Below are 21592 nucleotides of genomic sequence, written 5' to 3' on the forward strand. Positions count from 1 at the left end.
GGCGACGAACACCCGGCAGGTAGTAGCTAGCCGTCAGCGTTTAAGTTTAAGTTTAAGTTTAAGTTTAAACCTAAGCTTCCCCTAGGAGCACCGCTCGCGAGTCATTCTCAAAGACCGAAGGGGGGTTCAGATGCGGTTAAATTCACTCGTGCCGGGTCTTCGCTATTGCTGCGACCCAGCCTACATCTATATCCGATTGTTGCCTCACGCGTAGAGTTGGTACAACATCACATAGACCAACACACCGGTGACGGACACATACATCCAAATCGGGAAAGCGAATCGGACGAGTTTCTTGTGGGCAACGATGCGGCCGTTTTTGGCCAAATAAATTGCACGCAATGCCAAGAACGGAACGCTGATCGCCAGCAAAATGTGAGGGATCAAGATCGACAAATACGTGATCCGCGCCGACGACGAGGCGTCTTCAGGAAACTTTTTGTTCCACTGCCCCGTCGACTGATAGAGGGCGAACTTGTGTAGCAAGTAACACAACAAGAACGCGGCACTGACCAGGAAAGCGTTGATCATCAGCTTTTTGTGTTTCTTGGCCCGGCCGTTTTTGATGTTCCACAAACCCATCGCCAACAAGACGGTCGCGATCGTATTCAAAGCAGCGTTGAGATGCGGCAAGTTCGCCGCAAGCATATCCCACATAAAATCAATTCTTTCAATGAGAGCCTATCCGAAAAGGGGTCTGACCCTTTGGAGGCGAGGCGACAATCGTTGTTTTTTGGGTATCGCCGGAGAGGGTCAGACCCCTTTTCGGATCGGCTCTACGTAGGCTGGGTGAAGGAGGCTTTGCGACGCACACCCGGCATTTTGTCCTGACGAAAGGGAACCAGCCTACGAGCGAGCCTACGAGGCAAGCGGCGTGTTGATTTAATCGTAACCCGAAGCGTGAGCGAGGGATTCATCACCATTAAGTCCTTTGTATGTATCCCTCGCTCACGCTTCGGGTTTCGATGAGGACTAAATCAACAGCCCGCAAGCATCGACTGGATGCTTTCTTTAAGCTTCTCGAATTGCTTCGGCTCCGGCCAGTTGTAAAATCCTTCGATTTTGCCTTGCGGATCGACCAATCCGAATCGTTCGGTATGGAACTGTTTGTTAACCGGTTGGCGAAAGATTTCGGAACCGACCCGGCGAATGTAATTCAAATCGCCCGTTAGAAACAGCCACTGGTCTTCGTCCGCACCAAAACGGGCTGCGTACTCTTGCAGCACTTCCGGGGTGTCTGTTTCCGGGTCGACGCTGATGGCGACAAACCGAACGCCTTGACCTTCGAACTCCTTTTGAAGTTCCTGGAGCTTTTGATTTTGTTGAACACAAATGCTCGGGCAGGTGCTGAAGAAAAAACTGACGACGTAAGGCACACCTTTGAGGTCTTCGCTTGAGACGGTTTCGCCGCTGCGTTCGGTCAACTCAAATCGGCTGAGCCACTCTTCGTCCTCGGGCGGTTTGGTCGGCATCGCATTCTCGATGTCCGACGCCCGAACGGTTTCATTGTCAACGACCGCATTGTCATTGGTAAAGACGACGTCGCCGGACGCGGGGCCGACAGCGGGTGGGGTCGGTTGTCGCAGGGCACGAACACCCAACCCTAACAAAACACCGGTGACAAGGATCAGGACAAGATTGAAAGCGGTTTTCATGGAGATGAACTAGCTGGAAAAAACGGCATCGTGTTGGTATCGGGGCTAAACAATCGTATCAACCCGGCGACTGCCTCGCATCAGTATCCATGCAATCGACAACGTTGCGATCGTGGCGATTACGGTAACGATCCAGCATGTCATCGGAGACGGGGCGAACCCCGCGGTAGAAAGATCCACCGATGGATTGATCAATCGTCGTAGTTCGACCATCGAATAGCTCAGCGGGTTGGCTCTCATGATACCGGCCAAAACCCATCCGCCCCAGCCGGTGTTTCCGTGGGACGCGTCGGCGCCAGGCCCCGCGATGTCCCACTCGGGGATTGGAAAAAAAGTCCCTGCCAATAGCCACATCGGCATCAGTCCCAACATCATGATCGCGTGGAAGCCCTGCGTGCTTTCCATCGGCCAAGCGACGATCATGCCCAACGCGCACATCGCGACCGCGATCAACGCGAGCAGCACCAACAGCATCGGAAACGTCGCTGAAATGGATGCGGCGCCGACGACGTAAACCAACGTCAGGAAAACCAACGCTTGCACCCAAGCGATCGCTGCCCCGCCGAGTACCTTACCAAGAAGCACGGGAAACCGGCCGACCGGCGAAACGAGTACCGATTGCATGAACCCCTCTCGCCGGTCCTCGATGACGGAGATCGTGGCAAAAATGGCCGTGAACAAAACGATCAACGCGACCGTTCCGGGTAAAAAGAACTGAGAAAAGTTCTCGCCACCGGCGGATTCAAATGATCCGCTCAGGCCCGTTCCAAACAACAACCAAAACAGTATCGGTTGCAAGATCGCGGCGGTGACGCGATTGCGCTGGCGAAAAAATCGCGTCCATTCGCGTCGCGCCAGCATCCACGCGGCGCGAAATCGGCTGGACAGAGAGATTGGGTTCATATCAAACAGCCCGAAGCCGGTAGAGGTGGCAATGGCGATAAGCACCGCGTGAACATGAACTACCGCATTGTAAAAGTGGCACAGGCTTCCAGCCGTTTTATACCCCACAAGTCCTCATGTATTGCTCCCCTGCCAGCTCGTCTGGCAGGAAGCCGAGGTTGGCAAGCTTGCGAACCTTATTCACCCACGAGACGAGCTCGTGGGGGTCAAAAAAAAATGTGGGGTATAAAAAGGCTGGAAGCCAATGCCACCAAAATGTAAAGATTCGGCGATCGGGAGGCAACCGAACCGGATAAAGCTAGAACTCTTGGTCGATCACTTCGTTCGAAGCCCGCGTTCCCAACGCCCCCCACAATCCATAAGGACTCGGCGAACCGGCGGCGAGGACACTGTTGGTCCCGCTTGTCGTTGCGTCGCAATACACACAAGGGCTGCGCCGATTGCCGGCGTTGATTGAATCGGTAATGAACTTCACCGCCCCGTCGGCCATTAAGATATGAACGCCGCCTTGGTGATGGCTGCTGCTTGGTAATACGCCGTATCGTTCACTCGTGTTGACGGTACAAATTTCCGAATTGGGGGGCAATATCGTGTTGAACTGAGTATGGATGGGGTGATAGTCGGCCCATTGGAATCCACGTTGGGTGACCGCAGAGGTCGTCGCGGTATCCGTCCAAAATCGCGGTCGCGCCGGGTCTAGGTAGCCGTTCGCCATGGCGACGTCTTCACAAAGTTTGGGGTTATTGAGCATGTTCACTGTGGTGTTGCCCCCTTTGGAATTATCAAAGCCGACGGCGCGAATGTCGTTGTCTTGCAAGCCTGTGATGACTTCTCCAACCGCAATGGTGTTGGACAGTCCGTCGGTGAGGTCACGAAACTTCATCGACTTTCGGGTAACAAAGGCGCCTCGTAGCCCGCACCGGGAACGCGTCATCGCTTGGGAATCGGATTCATATAGCCATCTTCCGTTTGAAACGGACCCCTGCCATACGGTGACCCCTTCCATTGCATAGTAGAACCCGTCACCACTGCAAGCTGTGTAGTTGGTACGACCGAGCCCGGGTAAGCCGTATCCTGGATCGCTCGGGCACCGAAAGGTCGGGATGTTCGTGGCCCAAGGCGGGTAGTCTCCCTGACGCGGACGTGGGCCGAATGCCGGCCAACGATCACCGTCACTCTCGACCATCGGGTTGCTGATTTGCTCCCAAAGCGACTGCTGTTCTACGAAAGGCAATAAACCGACCAGAAAAGAAAGCTCCAACCGCGTGAATCCGGTTCCATTACTGGCATCGCCGGCGGTGGCCGAATTGACCATCTCATTGGTCGCGCCGGTCCCTTCAATCGGCAACTGATTGTAAGCGGCATGATAGTTGTGAAGGCCCAGGCCGATCTGTTTCACATTGTTGCTGCAGCTCATTCGCCGCGATGCCTCGCGGGCCGCCTGAACCGCCGGCAAAAGAAGCCCGACCAACACGCCGATGATCGCGATCACCACGAGTAGTTCGACTAACGTGAATCCGGTTCTATCGCGACGCGGGCAATCGTTCATGGCACTCGGTCCGAGTAGAAGTTTGAGATATTTATTCTTCCGCCGCCTGATCGCTCGCTGCCTCTTCGGCGTTAATTTGCGCCAGCACATCTTCGTAGCGGTAGGCATCGGTTTCCTCGACGATCGAGTTTTGAGGTTTTCCGCACCCGACAAGTAACACGGCGGCAAAGAAAGTCAAAATGCCCAACCAAGCGAATGAATCGGGACAAAAACGAATTGCAGGGTGGCGTGGTCGCATCTCAAATTCCTCCCCACAAGAATCAGGCGGCCTTGGGACAATACTCCTATGTTTTATGAGTCGGGTGTTTCCAAGACAAGTTAATTTTCGATGAGGACGCCCACTTTGCCCGTCATCCCTTTGTAAGGGTCCGCTGGCCGCTCGTAGTGGTTGTCGCAAAAACGTGGGATCTCGGGCGACGATGTGCGGGACTTGTTCGGTAGGATAGACTGATTATCCAATCTGCCGACTCCCACATCGCTAACATTCAATATGCCCATCCTTCCGAGTCGTCAGCGATTCGACGACTACCGAAGCACGGTTCGCGAACGTCACCGCCGTTCGAACTCGCAGCCGCCACCTCGTTCGCCGCATTCGGACGATGATCGCAGTCGCAAAAAGATTGGTGACCGTGAGCGGTCTTTTTTCGAATTGTTTGGTGAATTTTGGAAGTTGATCGCCGGACATCGCGGAACGATCATCGCCGCTTTGTTCTTTTTGACGATCAGCATCGCGTTGCGTTTGATTCCGCCGCTGGGCACTAAACTCGCCATCGACTCGGTATTGACTCGGCCGCCCCAACCATTGCCCGAAGCGATGGCGGACTTGCCGGGCGTGTTTGCGATTCTCGGCGATCCGATCGACACGCCCATGCGGACGCTGCTGGGGATCGGGTTGTTCGTGACGGTGATTACTCTGATCGGGACGGCGATCAATCTGATCGGACGATGGCTGGCCACCAAAGCGGTCAACAAGTCCCAAGTTTCGATCCGACGACACGTCTTTGACCACGCCGTTCGCTTGCCGCTGCATCATGTCTATTCAATGAAAAGCGGCGGCGTGGCGAGTTTGATCCGCGAAGACGCCGGTGGAGTTTCGGAACTCATCTTCAGCATGCTTTACAACCCCTGGCGGGCGATCGTTCAGTTCACGGGGTCGCTGGTGATTCTTATGTTCGTCGATTGGAAGCTGATGATCGGTGGCATGACGTTGCTGCCCATCGTATGGATCACTCACCGAACGTACATCAATCGTATCCGGCCCTTGTTTCGCGATGTTCGCAAACAACGCCAACGCATCGACAGTGGCGCGACCGAAACCTTCGGCGGCATTCGCGTCGTGCGAACGTTTTCGAGAGCCCGCAGCGAATCATCACGCTACGTCCGCGAAGGCGATTTTCTGGTCCGGCAACAACTCTTCACGTGGTGGTGGATGCGGATCATCGAAACGATCTGGGAAGTCGTCATTCCACTTGCCTCGACGGGCCTGTTGCTCTATGGCGGTTATCAAATCATCGAAGGCGAACTGACGCTCGGTGACCTGATGATGTTTCTGGTTTATTTGACGATGTTGTTGGACCCGCTCGCCACCCTCGCCGGCAGCGCCGTCACGTTCCAAAATAACCTCGCCGGCTTGGATCGCATCTTGGACGTCCTTGACGTGGACGAAGAACTACCCAGCCGCGAAGGTGCCGCCCGTTTGCCCGCCGACGTGCGGGGCGGAGCGATCGAAATGCGGAACGTATCGTTCTCATATCCCGGAACCCAAACGCGGGTCCTGCGGAACATCAACATCGACGTGCGATCCGGGCAAACGGTCGCGTTGGTCGGACGCAGCGGTGCGGGAAAAACAACGCTGACTAATTTGATCTCTCGGTTTTACGATCCGACCGAGGGCGAGGTGATCTACAACGGCGTCGACTTGCGTGACATCCAACTCTCGAGCTACCGCTCGCTGCTCGGGATCGTCGAACAGGACGTGTTTTTGTTCGACGGAACGATCCACGAAAACATCGCATACGCCCATCCCAAAGCCGACCGGGGCGAAGTGGTTCGTGCGGCGTCCGCTGCGGCGGCACACGAGTTCATCGTTAGGTTTGAGCGTGGATACGACACCGTCATCGGAGAACGAGGCGTCAAGCTCTCGGGCGGTCAACGACAACGACTCGCCATCGCCCGCGCGATCCTGGCCGACCCTCAAATCTTGATTCTCGACGAGGCAACCAGCAACCTCGACAGTGAGAGCGAACGTTTGATCCAAGAGAGCTTGACGGAGCTTCTCGAAGACCGAACCGCATTCGTGATCGCACACCGATTGAGCACGATCATGGGTGCGGATCAAATCATCGTGCTCGAAGACGGTGAGGTGATCGAAACCGGCACGCACGCCGAATTGCTTGCTCGAGGTGGACGCTACCAAGACATGATTCATTTGCAAATGAACCAAGCTCCGGTCGCTTAGCATCGTGTGAACATTAGGGGCCGCATGATAAAAGTGGCATAGGCTTCCAGCCTTTGTATACCCCACAAGTCCTCATGTATTGCTCCCCTGCCAGCTCGTCTGGCAGGAAGCCGAGGTTGTCTAGCTTGCGAACCTTCTTCACCCACGAGGCGAGCTCGTGGGGGTCAAAAAAGATGTGGGGGTATGAAAAGGCCGGAGGCCAATGCCACGATCCCGGCCTTTGCCACGATCCCGGCCTTTGCCAGCCGGCTAGGCCGCATCCGCGTAGTCGCTGTGGCATAGATTGCGATAAAAGCTATTCGTCGCGAGTAAATGTTGATGCTTGCCGATTGCGGCGACTTGACCGTGATCGAGTACCGCGACGCGATCGGCCATCGCCAACGTGCTCGCCCTGTGGGTCACCATGATTCCCGTGCGACCGACCAAGAACTTTTCGAGCGCTTCGTGGATCAATCGCTCGCTCTCGATGTCGATTTGGCTGGTCGCTTCGTCCAAGATCAAAATATCCGGATCTCGCAAGAACGCGCGAGCTAGTGCGATTCGCTGCATCTGCCCGCCGGACAAACGTACGCCGCCGTTACCTAAAAATGACTGGTATCCGTTGGGCGTTTTTCGCAAGATGAAATCATCCGCGAAGGCCAACTTTGCCGCCCGCACCACGTCATGTGAGTCCGCACTCGGGCTTCCGTAGCGAATGTTGTTCTCGATCGTATCATCAAACAAGACCGTTCGTTGAGTCACCAAGGCGATCCTCCGTCGCAGATTCCGCGTCGACAGATCAGCGATCGACGTCCCGTCAAAACAAACGCGTCCTTGATGCGGGTCATCGAAACGGCACAACAAACTAATCAACGTGCTCTTGCCGCAACCATTCGGTCCGACCAAAGCGATCGTTTCACCGTGGGCGATCTCCAGGTCAATCCCGCGCAGTACCAGAGGCCCCGATGGATACTGGAAATGCACGTTTTCAAACCGGATCTTTTCATGGGGCCGCGTTAGCGCCACCGGCGATACAGGCTCTTCAACCCGGACGGGTGCGTCAATGATTTCGTAAACCCGTGACGACGCCGCGATGCCGCGTTGCAAGGCACTCCATACGTCCGACAGCTTTCTTGCCGGATCGGAAGCGCCGATCAAGAACGCAAAGAACAACAACACCATCCCATCATCAAGAGGACGGTCGGTCATCCGGATGCCCAACAAGTGGGTTTGTTGATTGATGGTCAGATAACCGCCCGCGATGATCGCCAATCCCACCACCGTCAGTCCTAGCAACTCACTGACACCTCGGGCGGCGGTATTGTAGAACGCAACCTTCATCGAACGGGCGAAGTAACCTGCGGCATGCTGACGAAATCGAGCCCGTTCGTGAGATTGCGTGTTGGATGACTTCACGACCCGGATGCCGTTGAACGCATCGTTGAGCATCCCGTACAGACTGCTCATTTCTTCCATTACCCGGCGACTGGCGCGACGGATCGATTTGCTCAACCGCTGCATCACCACCGCAACGATGGGCGAAACCACCAACACGAGCAGTAACAACCGCGGGCACACCAACGCCGCACCGAGCAAACACACAAACATCTTCAGCGGTTCGCGAATCAATCGTCCGATCAACGTGCTCAAGCCGACGCCGATGTGCGAAACGTCATTGGTCAGTCGACTCGTCAAGTTCGCCGAACCGTTTTCGCCGAAATGATCGAGGTCCAGATGCAGCGATTTGCGAAAGAACTTTTCTCGCAGATCCATCACCGTTCCCTCGGAAATGTACTGAACCAACATCAAGTTGATCGTCAGCGCGACCAGTTTGATCGCCGTCCCCGCGACTAAAAAGCCGACGACGAGCAACAACGTATTGAACGGTCCCGTCGGTGCCCATCGGTTGACCGTCGGTGCAATCCGGTGCAACCACTGCGACGAGTACTCCGCCGCAGTCTGTTCAAATTCCAACTTCGATCGCAGCGAGGTGTCGTCCGGTGGCGTTTGAGACAACGCTTCCTGAACCTTGGCGAGTTCCTGGTCGGCTTGTTCGACCCGGACTTGCAGGTAGGACTTCAGGTCGTGGCCTTCGAACACGACCTCAACCATCGGATACAACGTTCCGATATTGCCGCCCCACATCCCAGCGATCACGAGGGATGTCAACAGGACGCCCAACAGCGACCAGCGTCGATGAGCGGCGAGACGCAAAACCCGGCGAAATGACTTCATGGCGGGAAAAACAGGGCGAAACGTGGAGTCGGGCGGAAAACCACGCTTGTATCAGCAGTCGCGAAACCACTGCCAGACGGATTTATCCGCCGAATCACCCACCGCCGCGCCCTGCGTGCTAGGTTTTACCGCCTCATAGTTACCGCGACCCCTCTTCGAGCCGCTACCGAACCGGCCGAACTATCAATCATCTCAGAATTATCGCGATGACCACACTGCCGAACCAGCGGGGCCCGGCATCCACCTCCTTCCCAAGAACCGAAAATGAGCAAAAGTCGAAGTTTCCGCGATGACCAGCGGTTGCGAACCCTTATCCGGGGTAGCCTCCTGGGCTCGCTCGGACTGATTTTCCTGGCCAGCGTCTTTGGCCTGGTTTTTTGGATCTACGCGTTCTGCCGGATCGAAGTCCCCAGCGGCCATATCGCCGTTCTGATCAAAAAGACAGGAGCGGAGATCGATAACGCGACCGAGATCGTCCGCAGCGATGAGTTCGGTAAATACAAAGGCTTGCAAGAAAAAGTCCTGACCGAAGGTCGTTACTTCTACAACCCCTGGAACTGGGAATGGGACATCGTCGAGCAAGTCGAAATCCCCGAAAACCGACTCGGGGTCCGCATTCGACTCTACGGGGAGGACCTCGGGTACGGCAATCTGATCGCCGATTCCGCCGGGCAAAAAGGCATCTCGTCGGAAGTCCTCCGCCCGGGCCGCTATCCGCTTAACGCGATCGTCTACCAAGCCGACTCCAAGCCGATCATCAATCGCGACAACTACTCCGAGTTGGTCGAACTGCACCAACCCGTCGTCGTCCCGGCCGGCTTCAAAGGTGTCGTGACATTGCTGTCCGCACCGATGGCCGACGACCCCAACGCCTTGATCGTTCAAACCGGAAACCGAGGCGTTCAACAAGAAACACTCAATCCCGGCGTCTATTACATCAACCCCTATGTCCAACGAATCAACCTAGTCGATTGCCGTAGCCAACGCTTCAATCTTTCTACCGGCGGCGAAATGGGCTTTCCCAGCCGTGACGGCTTTTGGGTCCGTCTGGATGGACGAATCGAATTCCGCGTTGATCCCGAACGAGCCGCGGAAGTCTTCGTGACTTACAACGATGCCGACAACGACAACGGCCTCGATGCCAGGGTCGAAGAAGAAATCATCGCTAAGATCATCCTCCCCAACGCACGTTCGTTTTGCCGTTTGAGAGGCAGTGACAACTCGGGTCGCGATTTCATCTTGGGCGAGAAGCGATTGCAGTTCCAAAAAGACTTCCAAGCGACGCTCGAGGAAACATGCAAGTCCCAAGGTATCGAGATCGTCCAAGCGCTCATCACACGAATCTCGCCGCCGCAACAAATCGCCGGCCCCGTGCGTGATCGCCAAATCGCAACGCAACAGGCCCAGCAATACATCAAACAAATCGAACAGCAAACCAGCGAACAGCAATTACGAATCGAACAAGAACTCGTCAAGCAAAAAGAGGCGCTTGTCGAAGTCGAACGCGAGGTCGTGAAGTTGACCACCCAAGCACAACGCGAACAAGAAGTCGCCGTCATCGAAGCCGAACAACAACGCAAGGTCGCCGAAGTCGAACTCGAAGCCGCGATCGATCAAGCAGGAGCGATCACCGCCAAGGGTGAAGCCGACGCCGAAGTCATCAAGTTCGGCAACGAAGCCGACGCGGCCGGATGGGCCAAAGCCGTCGAGGCCTATGAAGGCGACGGCGATCAATACGCACGCTGGGTCATGCTCAAGAAAATGGCACCGAGCTTCCGGCAAATGATGGTCAATACCGCCGACAGCCCGCTGATGGACATCTTCAACGAATTCAACCAATCCGACGCCAAACCGTCCGGTCAGTCCGCTCCATCGGATGCGGCCGTCTCTGAAAAACCCGTCACCGAACCCACCAAGTAGGAATCATCATGAGCCTTCGTCGCTATCAATCGTGGGCCGGATTGGCCTTCAGCGCCCTGTGGATCGTCATCGGGTTGTACTTCATGTTCTTGTGGTTCGTATGCCGCATTTATGTCCCCGAAGGACATAGTTTGCAGTTGCGTTACAAGGGGCCACTCGTGCTGCCCGCCACCGAAGCACCCCCGAACCGGCTCGCCAACGAAAATGAGATCGGTGTGCGTGACCAAATGCGCGGTCCCGGTCGTCACTTCTACAATCCGATCTATTGGCAACGAAAGATCGTTCCCGACGTCGTCATCGTGCCCGGACAAATCGGCGTCGTTACGTGCAAGGTCGGCGACGAATTGCCCCAGGGCGAATTCCTCGTCGACGGCGATTTGCAAGGTGAAAACCAAGCCCGACAAAAAGGCATCCTGCGCAAAGTGTTCGGTCCCGGTCGCTATCGTGCTAACCCTTATGCGTTTGAATTCAAAATCGTCGAGCTCGAACGACGTCGTGTCGGCAACCAAGAAAAAACCAGCGGCTGGGTCGAAATCCCGACCGGCTACGTCGGTGTGGTAACCATGCAAACGGACAACAAGGCGACCGGCTTGACAGCCGGCATCCAATCGAAGGTGTTGCAACCAGGACTCTATCCGGTCAATCCGAACGAACAGGAAATCGACATCATCAACGTCGGTTACTCCGAATCGAGTATCCTTAGCAGCAAGCAAACCGATCAACAAGGCAATACGCTGTTCGACGACCAAGGCGAACCGCTCGCGATTGCCGGTTCGGGAATCAACTTCCCGAGTAACGACGGATTCGACATCCAACTCGACTTCACCGCGATCTGGGGATTGATGCCCGACGATGCACCGGAGATCGTGCGTTTGTTCGGCAATCTCGACGCCGTTGAACTCAAAGTCATCGAACCGCAAAGCGAAAGCATCTGCCGAAACAACGGCTCCAAGATGGGAGCGATCGAATTGCTCGTCGGCGAAACTCGCGAGCAATTTCAAACCGACGTCAGCACCGAGTTTCAAACGGTGCTCTCGCAAAAGCGGATCTCGATGCTGTACGGTTTGGTCCGTCATATTTACATCCCGCAAGACGTTCGACTGCCGATCCAGCTCGGATACGTCAGCGACGAGTTACGTTTGACGAGGGATGAAGAAACCAAAACGGCTCGGATCGAAGCGGACCTTCGCGAAGCCGAACGCCGCGTCGAATTGGAAGCCGAACGGGTGGTCGTCGAAACCGAACGGAAACGCGCCGGTGAAATGGCCGAAGGCGAAAAACTTGCCAAAGAAATCGCCGCCGAAACCGAACGACTCGTCGCCGCGATCGATCGACAAACCGCCGATTTGGTCGCCAAGAAAACGGTGCTGATCGGAAAAGCCACCGCCGGTGCCAAACAAATGCAGGAGGAAGCCGATGCGGACAAATTCCGTTTGGCCGTCCAAGCATTCGGCTCTCCCGCCGCGTTCAACAAATGGGAGTTCGCCGAACAATTACCCGCCGACTTGGACTTGAAATTGTTCTATGCCGGCGAAGGCACCCTATGGACCGACCTAAAAACCGTCCAGCCCACGATCCCCCTCACCAAACCCTAACGCCGAACCCGGCCACAATCCTCGTAGGCTGGGTCGGAGCCGCTTCGGCGCAGACCCGGCACAAGCGGGTTACAATACCCGGCATGTTTGCATCACGTTGGCTATCGTTCGCGTGCGCGGTCTGCACGGCCGCGTCGCCTGTCCTTGCCGGTGTCACCGGCGAGAACGTTGCTGTCGTCGTCAATGCGGCGTCCATCGATTCGATCACCGTCGCCAACCATTACGTCTCGCTTCGGCATGTCCCCGCCAACAACGTGATCTGGCTCGACGACGTCCCCGAAGGAAATTCAGTATCACTGAACGACTTTCGCGATCGAATCCTGAAACCGCTTTTGGAAAAAATCAACGCAAAACAAATCGCCGCCCAAATCCAAGTCGTTGCCTACTCGGCCGGTTTCCCCACGGCGGTTCAGATCGGCGAGCACACCAAGCGTCTGACTGATCCGAACCAAAAGAAGTATCAAACTCCGACGGCGTCGATCAACTCACTCACCTATTTTTATCGGTTCGTGCTATCGGATTCATCGGACTACCTGGGGTGGGCGAGTAACCAGTACGCACGCGGGAGATTTGCACGTCACTTCGTCAATCCCTTCGCCGGCGAGAAACGCAAACAGTTCACCGCCGCCGAATCCGCCGCTCGCGATGGAGACCACACCCGGGCCGCCGAATCGTTTGAGGCACTCGCCGATGAGTACCCGACGCTATCGCCGTTACATATCCTTGCCGCCGAGCATTGGTTGGCTGCTGATGAGGAACTCAAGGCGTTGCAACAACTCGACAAGGCGGTCGCGAGCGGCTGGGCGGATCGACGCCATCTGACCGAATCGGACACCTTTCGAGACGTTTTCAACGCCGAAGATCCAGATAGCCTATCGCCGCGCAAGCAGCGTCTACTCGACGCGATGGAAGATGTGCCGGTCGTCAACCAAGGTCCGATGCCTTTCGCCGCCGCATTGGAATGGACGGCGAGTGGCCATCCTGTCCCACCGAAATCCGGTGCGATCCCGTATCTCTTATCGTGTGTGCTCGCGGTCGTTCACCCCAACGGCAATACGCTTGACGAAGCGATCGCGGTTTTACAACTCGCCGCCAAAGCGGATCATACATTCCCCAATGGCGTCTTCGGATTCGCCAAGACGGCCGACGTCCGCGTGACCACCCGCGAACCGCTCTACGGCGATGCGATCGCGTGGTTGTTGTCACGCAAACAAGACGTCGAAATCTTCCCATCCTCGCTGCCTGATTCGGACAAAACCTATGTTGGCATGATGTTGGGTTCCGCCGGCTTGTCGCTGGAGAGTCGGAAGTGGTCATTCGCCCCCGGAGCGCTCGCGGAGAACCTGACCAGCCTGGGAGGTGCCTTCGAAACCAAGTCGCAAACCAAACTAACCGAACTACTCAGCGCCGGCGCCGCGATCAGCAGCGGTGCGGTTGCTGAACCGTACGCCTTGGTCCCTAAGTTCCCGACCCCGATGATCTATCCGTATTACTGCGAAGGCGTCACCGCGATCGAGGCGTTTTATTTATCTGTCACCTCGCCTTATCAGTTATTGATCGTCGGTGATCCGATTTGCCAACCGTTCGCCCGTCCACCCAACGATCTGATTCGGATCGAAACGGCACCTCAGGTCGGAACTCAAGGAGAACCAAAGACGGCTCCCCAACCCAGCGCGATCGAGGTTCACTGGCAAGCTTTACCGGACTCTCCCGTGAGCAGTCCGGTAGCCGAATTCCAACTCTACGTGCTCGGCAAACTCTTTGCCACCGCGCCGCCGGTCCCCAACATGAAGATCAACTTGCCTGATGAGCTCGCGGGAATGGTCGATTGCCGTGTCGTGATGACCGGTCGGCACCCCACACGTCCCGCGATCGCCACGCGAGCGCAACTTAAAGTCGGCGGCGATCGGATCCTGCCGAAAATTCAACGCTTGCGAAAACAAGACCAATCACGATGGACGGTGTTCGTCGATTGCCCCGGTGCCGATCGTATGGAAGTCATGCATTTGGGCCGAACCATCGCCGAGTTTGACGGCGATGCGTCCAGGCTGACATTCACTCCCGAGAAAATCGGCAACGGCCCGGTGCGATTGCAAGCCATCGCGTATCAAGGCGAACAAACCATCTTCGGTGACGTCTTCCAATCGCCATAGCGAAAGTCGCCAGGACTTTCGGTCACGCCAACAACCGCTCATACAACCCACGATAATCATCAACCATTCTCTGCACTGAAAATTCAGATTGCATCCGTTCCCGGTTTTTCATTCCAACCCGGTCCGCCGATTCTTCGTCCGTCAAAAAACGATTCAATCGGTCCGACATCGCTGGACCGTCGTCGGGCGGAAATCCTTGCTCCGAATCGTCGCCGATCAATTCTGCACTCCCTTCGACGCGGCTGCAGACGACGGGTTTTCCCGCCGCCATCGCTTCCATCACTACGTTAGGCATGCCCTCGTAACGACTGGGCAAAACGAGGACGCGACACGCCTTCATCCATGGTGCCACATCGGACTGCCACGGCAATAAGCGAACACGATCTCCCGGCACCGATTCCGCCCAAGCCTTTAAGCGATCCTCAAGGGGGCCCTTGCCCATCAGGACTAACTTGCGGTCGCTATCGAGCGGTGCAAACTGGTCGAGCTGTTGCTGCAGAAGTTCAAGGTTCTTTTGCGGATGCAGTCGTCCCACGAACAAAGCGACCTTCACGTCGGACCACCAACCCAACCGCCCCCAATCGATCGCCGTTACGTCCTCGAATCGGCTCACCTCGACGCTGTTGCCGATCACACTGGTTCGATCCGCCGGGACGCCAAGCTGATCATGGGCAAAGGCTTCCACCGCCGCACTGACACAGACGACGTGTCGCTTGTTCCGCAGCGCCCGGCGTTCGATCCAAAGTCGCCTGGGGTTCGGATCGGCGACACGAATCCCTGCGACGTCGATTCCTTGATGTAGTTTCGGTAACGTCCATGACGCAAAACTCGACATCACGTTGGCATGAAACAGAAAACTTTGACGGACCGCGTTGGGGCGTCGGTGGACCCATTTCATTAGCGTGCGCGCCACCCTCGCTGCTTCCCAACTACTGTTCGCCTCACCCGAGGACAAATCGACGCCGGCGTCCACAAGATCCTTGACCAACGAATCACGACCATCACGTTTCGTTGAATCGGGAAGTCGACCCATCACGAAAACACGGACGTCGTCACCCGCTCGATGCAACGACGTTGCCAATCGCGTCATCGTCCGTTCGGCCCCGCCTACGTCGAGTTCGGTGATGATTAAGTCAATTTGCATGACACGAGCGTTCCTCCCGATAGTTCTCCCTCCGAATCTCGACCCGGGTCTTCGTGACATCTTAGCAGCCAGCATTAGGTTGGACATGCCTCATGACGAGGTTGGCTTGCGGAAACCGCCTCTGGCCGCCTACGCTAATAGGATGAATGCCTACCAAAAATCCGCCGGTTCGTATCCTTCACGACCGCGCATTGAAACCATCGGTTCTCTTCGCTGCATCGTCGTCGATGGTTCGGCCGAACCTCGAATCCCCGTTATCCTATGCCATGGCTATGGTGCCCCCGGCGATGATTTGGCTTCGTTGACGCCGCACCTGATCGAATGGATCGGCCGGGACGCGGCGGCGCTGCGGTTTGTTTATCCCGAGGCCCCCCATGATCTGAGCGACTTGGGAATGCCTCAAGGGCGTGCTTGGTGGCCGTTGAACATGGCGGCGATGCAGGAACTATTGCAAACCAACCGGTTCTCCGAACTTCACGACGCCGAGCCGCCCGAGATCGACGTCGCCCGTGGCGCGCTGCAAGAGACCGTCGAAGCGGTCCTCGCGAACATGCCGGGATCGCCCGCCCCGGAAACGATTCCGTATTGCTTGGGTGGGTTTTCCCAAGGTGCCATGCTGACGATGGACTTGTCACTGCGTGGCACGATGCCGCCGCCGAAAACGTTGGTTCAGTTTTCCGGCACGTTGGTGTGTGCGAACCAGTGGAAAGCGTCGCTGTCGCGGCTGAGCCGAACGAAGGTGTTGCAATCGCACGGCCGGATCGATCCGATCCTGCCTTTCAGTAGTGCCGAGGCGCTGAGGGATCTGCTCCGCGAAGGCGACGTCGACGTGGACTTTGTCGCTTTCCAGGGGCCGCACACGATTGAAACCGATGCGCTGTTTCGCGTCGTCGAGCGGTTGCGATTACAAGCCGCCGAGACGGCATGAGTTTTCTCAACGCGACGCTGTTGGCGGGTATGTTGGCGGCGAGCGTGCCGGTCATCTTGCATCTGCTCGCTCGACAAAAACCCCAGCGAGTCGTGTTCCCCGGCGTGACTTTTTTGACGTCGCGATTGACCCACCAAAAAAGTCGATTGAAGATCCGCCGCTGGTGGCTGTTGGCGTTGCGGATTTTGGCTGTGGTGGTGTTCGCGTTGGTGCTGGCACGACCTCACATCGACGTTTCCAGTGCGTCTTCATGGACCACGATCGCGGTGCTCGGATTCGTCGCGTTTGGTTTAATCGCGTTGGCTTCGGTATCGTTCTCGCGAAATCTTTCACGCGGTTTGTCATGGTCGTTGTTGATCGCGGCGATGGTCGCTCTGTCGGCGTTTGGTGTCGGTGCGATCGCGGTTTTCGCCAGCGGCAAAGTTTCCGAGTTGCGAAACGAACAGCCCGCCGCCGTCGTGATCTTGATCGACAACTCTCCTGGTTCGGCTTGGACCACCGGCGATGCCGATTCCCCCTCTCGGCTCGCCGTCGCCAACCAGCGGGCCAATGAATTGTTGCAGCGGTTGCCGGCCGGCAGCCGGGTCGGCGTCATCGACCGCTCGGCCGCGCCGGTCAGTTTTGCCCTCGACCTCGCCGCCGCCCGATCACGACTCAATCAATTCGAACCGCTCGCCGTCGTCGCTCCGATCGATCAACGGATCGAAGCGGCGATCGAACTCGTCCGAACGAGCGAATTGACCAACCGCCACGTGATCGTGATCACCGACTTGGCCGAACCGACATGGAACCGTGACGTTCCCAAGAACGTGCAGTCCTCGCGGCTGAGCGCGGCCGCTCGAGCGGACGTGCGTGTCAGTCTGCTCGACATTCTCGACGACGACGCCACCGTTGCTTTCAATCGATCGCTTTCGATACCGCGTTTCGTCGACACGGTGCCATCGGCGGGTGCCGCCATCCCGATCAGTGTCGACGTGGATCTGAGTGTCCGATCGAACGAACAGGATTCAACCGTGCAGTCCGCAACCGCGCAGTCCGCAACCGTGCAATCCGCAACCGTGCAATTGTTGCTTTACGAAAACGATTCGTCATTGCCGGTCGTTCGCGACGGCGAAACCGTATTGCCTCGATTGCGGGCGGTCGATCGCGTATCGGTCGACATCCATTCCGACCGGACGACCGAAGTGGTGCTGTCGTTGCCGCCTCTGCCCCGAGGAACCTATCACGCGGTGATCGAACTGGTCGGCGATGATTCGTTCGCATGGGACAATCGGCGGTATTTGACGATCGACTTACCCGAAGCGGCATCCGCGTTGATCGTGGGTGATCAACCCGACGAAGCCCAGGTGATCGCCGCCGCTCTGGTCGCGCCCCACAACCTCGACGATCCCTCGGCTCCTTACCGCATTGAAACGGTCAACTACCGCGACTTGACGGCGATCGATTGGAAGCCTTTTGATTTGGTCGTCATGATCGATCCCCCGGTGCATTATGACTCCACCGCAAACAGCTGGGTCGGTTCGCCGGACGGACTCAGTACCGCGATGTTGGAACAACTGACTGATCGGGTCGCTGCGGGTGCGGGCTTGTTGATTTCGTTGGGGCCGTCAACGCAGCTCGTCAATTCATCGAGGGTGGCTTCGGACACCGGCACCGCCTCGCTGTTGCCGAAGCTTGTTCGCGTTTGGCGGGTTCCCGAACCCGGGACGTTTTTTCAGGTTTCATCGCCGCCGCATCCGATGATGGAGCCGTTGACCCGTCCCTCGACGAGACCCAACTGGAGCGATTTCCGGGTTCGCCGATTTTGGCAAACCGAGCCCCTTTGGCAACCCGAGCTACAATCCGATCCCGCCGGCGATTGGAACGTCGTCGCCACGTTGGCCCAGCGTTCCGAAACCTCGACGGATGATGCGGACGAAGGGAATCCGAGGGCCGCCATCCTGACGCGATCATTCGAGCAAGGACGCATCGCCGTGACGACGACCCCCTTGCCAGCGCTCGGTCCGGTAACGCGAACCTGGAACGATCTATTCACCAGCAGTGACGCATGGCCGGCGTTCGTGACCGTGCGAAATGCGTCGTCCTGGTTGGTCGGTTCGCAGTCCGATCCGAAAACCCTCTTGGTCGGTCAAACGGCCTTGCTTAGGGTCGATACCGCGCCGAGTGAAGCCAAGCCGATCGACGCCATCGAACCTGGGCAGTGGCAAGTCTTTCCCTCGGGTCGACTTCCATTCAAACCGCAACTTCAGTCCGTCGCCGAATCCGAGGTCCTATCGATCCGTGATCTGTCGACGCCCGGAACTTATTTCCTGCGGAGGTTTGACATCTCGACAACCAAGACCACTGGCGGTGGAGTTTCGGCAAACTTACCGGTTTCTTGGTCAAGCTCGCATCGGGTTGAAATCGAAGATCTGGAAAAATGGTTCGACGTTGCCTCTGATCAAGAGACCGGCGATCAACGAGAGAGTCGCTGGGCGATCACCGATGACGTCGACGAGATTTCGCTGGTCAGCGATGGTAGTGGTAGCGGTGCCTTGGCTCTGCACGGACCGCTGATGTTGTTGGCGGTGTTTGTGTTTGTGGGCGAGCAGTTGTTGTCCAATCATTTCTACGGCAACGATCGAAGGCTTGCCAAACCCGACCGTGCTTTCGTCGGGGCGGGCGGATGAGCCTGAGCTGGGATCCGGTTTACGATTCACAGAGCGTCGCGGTCCTGTTGGCGATCGCGATCGTCGCGTTGTTGCTGTGGGTGACGCCTTCGGGGACAACGCCGTATCGTCGTCGCATCTTATTGCTACTGCGTGGTCTCGCCGCGATCGCTCTGGTGCTGACACTGGTGCGCCCGGCTTTGGTGCAAACCGACAATCGTCCCACCGTGGCGACCTTAGTCATCGCGGCGGATTCGTCACGCAGCATGACGTTGGCGTCCGGCGAACTCAGTTCCGATTCAGGATCGCAGACACGCTGGGAACAACAACGCATGTTGCTCGAATCGTTAGCGAGGCAACTCGGCTTGAACGACGAGCGATTGAACGTCGCGTTGTTCCAATACGACCAAACCACTTCGTCGATCGGCGGTGGCCCGGTCAAGGACCTCGGCGAATGGATCGAGCCTTTGTCGCAAATCGATCCGGCGGGCAATTTGACGGATTTAGCTGGTCCATTGCAGACCGCCACCGATGCGGCCCGAACGACGCCGTTGGCCGGCGTGGTGTTGTTCGGTGACGGGACACAAACCTTCACACCGGGGGCATCCGGCGAAGATGACCTGGGGTCGGTCAATATCGGCCCGATGGACGCGGCCAAACTGATCGGCGCGATGGGCGTGCCGCTGTGGACGGTCGCGCTCGGCCCCGATTCGCAAGCCGGTGCGGTCCGCGATGTGGCCGTCGTTTCGTTACCGGAAACCTACCGGATGTTTTCAGGGAACGAAACCGAAATCGCGTTCGAAGTCGCCGTTCAGGGTTATCCCGGGCGAACGATTCCGATCACGCTGACCTGGGTCAATCAGAACAACCAATCCACCATTGCGGCGTCTCGCACGCTCCCCGCGAGTGGAAACCGAGACACCGTTCCCCTGCGAGTGCCCTTGATTGCCCCCGAGGCGGGGACGTACCGATTGATCGTCCAGGCCGAATCGCCGGCGGGCGAAACCGATACGTCCAACGATCGCCAATTGGCGTTCGTCGACGTCCGCTCCGGTGGAGGAAGGGTGCTGTATTTAGAAGGCACGCCGAGGTTGGAACAGATGTTTCTCCGCCGCGCCGTTCGTCGTTTCCCCGACTTAGAACTAGCGTACCGATGGATACCACGAGATACGTCGTCCCGCTGGCCGATCGATCTTTCCGATGATTTGCAACCGGGACGCTACGACATCGTGATCCTCGGTGATTTGCATTCGGCCGCCTTGGGCGAGAAACAACTTCGAACACTTGCCGAGATGGTCAACGAAGGCACGGCCTTGTTGACATTGGGAGGCGAGCACGCTTACGGTCCCGGCGGGTATGCCGATTCGCCGTTGGCCCAAGTCTTGCCTGTCGAAATGGATGCGAGCGTGCGGCAATCTCCCGGGCCGATTGCGAGTGAAGCGGGTGCCGCATCGGATGCCACGCCGGGACAAATCAAAAAGCCTTTTCGATTGAACGTCCGACGCCCGCACCCGATCACGACGATCGTGACCGGCGATTCATCTTGGACGTCACTTCCCGAAATGCCAGGAGCCAATCGGTGGACGGGAGTCCGAGTGGCTCCCGGCGTCCAAGTCTTGTTGGATGCCGGCAAGCAACTGAACATCAACACCGCCGACGATCAGGTACAGCCGATGATGGTCATCGGTGAATACGGTCAAGGCCGCGTCGCCTCGGTCGCTTTCGATTCGACATGGACATGGTGGCGTGGCGGTGCCAACGAGTTTCATCGGCGGTATTGGCGTCAGTTGATGTTGTGGCTTTTGTCTCGTGAGGAAACCGACGAGGACCAAATCCGAATTGAAATGTCCCCGCGCCGATTCATCGCATCAGAAGGCAGCGCCTTCACCGCATCGGTCACGCGAGCGGGCGCGACGCCGACGAACGCGGACGCCGTGTCCAACCGGGTCGCTGAAATTCAATTGGAAGATGGAACCACACAGAACGTTCCGGCCCAGACGACGGTCCAGCAAAACGATCAATCGCAACTCGTTCGCATTTCCGGTTCCGTCCCGACCGGACTTCCCCCAGGCATTCATTCGTTGAAGGTTAGCATTGAGGGAACCAATCCCATGTCGTCTACCATGCCATTTCAAGTCATCGACGACACCCGAGAGTTTATCGCCGACGCCCCCAACCACGCGTTATTGGGACGACTCGCCTCCGCCACCTCCGCTGCGGGTGGCGAGTCATTCCGCGCCGATCAAATCGAACAACTCGCCGAGCGGATCACCGATCAACGTCGACGGGCTCAACGAGTCGTCATCGAGAAAAAACGCCTGGGCGATGATCCGATCACCGGTTGGATGCTGTTCGTATTGTTCGCCGGTTCCCTGTCGATCGAATGGTACCTACGACGACAATGGGGACTGGCGTGATGGCTAGG

14 protein-coding genes are annotated in these 21592 nt (G+C 57.1%); 7 read left to right on the plus strand and 7 right to left on the minus strand.

The annotated features are described in order from the left end of the window. Positions 1 to 204 precede the first annotated feature (204 nt). From Pla100_RS17280 to Pla100_RS17300, 5 genes are all read right to left on the minus strand, one after another. Complete coding sequence (locus Pla100_RS17280; RefSeq protein ID WP_146578947.1) at positions 205 to 657, minus strand: DUF420 domain-containing protein; 453 nt, start codon at positions 655 to 657, stop codon at positions 205 to 207. Between the two features lie 320 nt (positions 658 to 977). Next, positions 978 to 1655, minus strand: coding sequence for an SCO family protein (locus tag Pla100_RS17285; protein WP_146578948.1), 678 nt, complete (start codon positions 1653 to 1655; stop codon positions 978 to 980). Between the two features lie 45 nt (positions 1656 to 1700). Beyond that, the gene (locus Pla100_RS17290; protein ID WP_146578949.1) at positions 1701 to 2558 is read right to left on the minus strand and encodes an ABC transporter permease; all 858 of its coding nucleotides are present in this window, start codon (positions 2556 to 2558) and stop codon (positions 1701 to 1703) included. A gap of 298 nt (positions 2559 to 2856) precedes the next feature. After that, complete coding sequence (locus tag Pla100_RS17295) at positions 2857 to 4107, minus strand: DUF1559 domain-containing protein (protein WP_146578950.1); 1251 nt, start codon at positions 4105 to 4107, stop codon at positions 2857 to 2859. 31 nt (positions 4108 to 4138) lie between these two features. Then, positions 4139 to 4345 (minus strand): hypothetical protein, encoded by a 207-nt coding sequence (locus tag Pla100_RS17300; protein WP_146578951.1) that lies wholly within the window; start codon positions 4343 to 4345, stop codon positions 4139 to 4141. Between the two features lie 252 nt (positions 4346 to 4597). On the opposite strand from Pla100_RS17300, the gene Pla100_RS17305 reads away from it, so the two are divergent. Continuing rightward, positions 4598 to 6565: an ABC transporter ATP-binding protein gene (locus tag Pla100_RS17305; RefSeq protein WP_146578952.1), complete on the plus strand. Its 1968-nt coding sequence runs from the start codon at positions 4598 to 4600 to the stop codon at positions 6563 to 6565. A 249-nt stretch (positions 6566 to 6814) separates the two neighbouring features. Here Pla100_RS17305 and Pla100_RS17310 read toward each other — a convergent pair whose 3' ends face one another. Next, entirely contained in the window at positions 6815 to 8779 is a 1965-nt protein-coding gene (locus Pla100_RS17310) for an ABC transporter ATP-binding protein (protein ID WP_146578953.1), read from the minus strand. A 264-nt stretch (positions 8780 to 9043) separates the two neighbouring features. Here Pla100_RS17310 and Pla100_RS17315 point away from each other — a divergent pair, with 264 nt between their 5' ends. The 3 genes from Pla100_RS17315 (at position 9044) to Pla100_RS17325 (ending at position 14447) form a co-directional block, all read left to right on the plus strand. Further along, positions 9044 to 10699: an SPFH domain-containing protein gene (locus tag Pla100_RS17315; RefSeq protein WP_146578954.1), complete on the plus strand. Its 1656-nt coding sequence runs from the start codon at positions 9044 to 9046 to the stop codon at positions 10697 to 10699. A gap of 8 nt (positions 10700 to 10707) precedes the next feature. Further along, entirely contained in the window at positions 10708 to 12294 is a 1587-nt protein-coding gene (locus Pla100_RS17320; RefSeq protein WP_146578955.1) for an SPFH domain-containing protein, read from the plus strand. An 83-nt stretch (positions 12295 to 12377) separates the two neighbouring features. After that, positions 12378 to 14447 carry a hypothetical protein gene (locus Pla100_RS17325; RefSeq protein ID WP_197168028.1) on the plus strand — a complete coding sequence of 690 codons (2070 nt, stop codon included), beginning with the start codon at positions 12378 to 12380 and terminating at the stop codon, positions 14445 to 14447. A gap of 22 nt (positions 14448 to 14469) precedes the next feature. Here the strand turns inward: Pla100_RS17325 and Pla100_RS17330 are convergent, their stop codons facing one another. After that, positions 14470 to 15591, minus strand: a complete 1122-nt coding sequence (locus Pla100_RS17330; protein ID WP_146578956.1) for a glycosyltransferase — start codon at positions 15589 to 15591, stop codon at positions 14470 to 14472. A 142-nt stretch (positions 15592 to 15733) separates the two neighbouring features. On the opposite strand from Pla100_RS17330, the gene Pla100_RS17335 reads away from it, so the two are divergent. Genes Pla100_RS17335 through Pla100_RS17345 form a run of 3 tightly spaced genes read left to right on the plus strand, consistent with a single transcriptional unit; the run spans position 15734 to position 21584 of the window. Continuing rightward, positions 15734 to 16519, plus strand: coding sequence for an alpha/beta hydrolase (locus Pla100_RS17335; RefSeq protein WP_146578957.1), 786 nt, complete (start codon positions 15734 to 15736; stop codon positions 16517 to 16519). Continuing rightward, complete coding sequence (locus Pla100_RS17340) at positions 16516 to 19188, plus strand: BatA domain-containing protein (RefSeq protein WP_146578958.1); 2673 nt, start codon at positions 16516 to 16518, stop codon at positions 19186 to 19188. The genes Pla100_RS17335 and Pla100_RS17340 overlap by 4 nt, the downstream gene beginning before the upstream one ends. Next, on the plus strand, positions 19185 to 21584 hold the full coding sequence (locus Pla100_RS17345) for a VWA domain-containing protein (RefSeq protein ID WP_146578959.1): 2400 nt from the start codon (positions 19185 to 19187) through the stop codon (positions 21582 to 21584). Before Pla100_RS17340 ends, Pla100_RS17345 begins: the two co-directional genes overlap by 4 nt. The last annotated feature ends 8 nt before the right edge of the window (positions 21585 to 21592 follow it).

Source organism: Neorhodopirellula pilleata (genome assembly GCF_007859915.1).
Lineage (GTDB): Bacteria > Planctomycetota > Planctomycetia > Pirellulales > Pirellulaceae > Rhodopirellula > Rhodopirellula pilleata.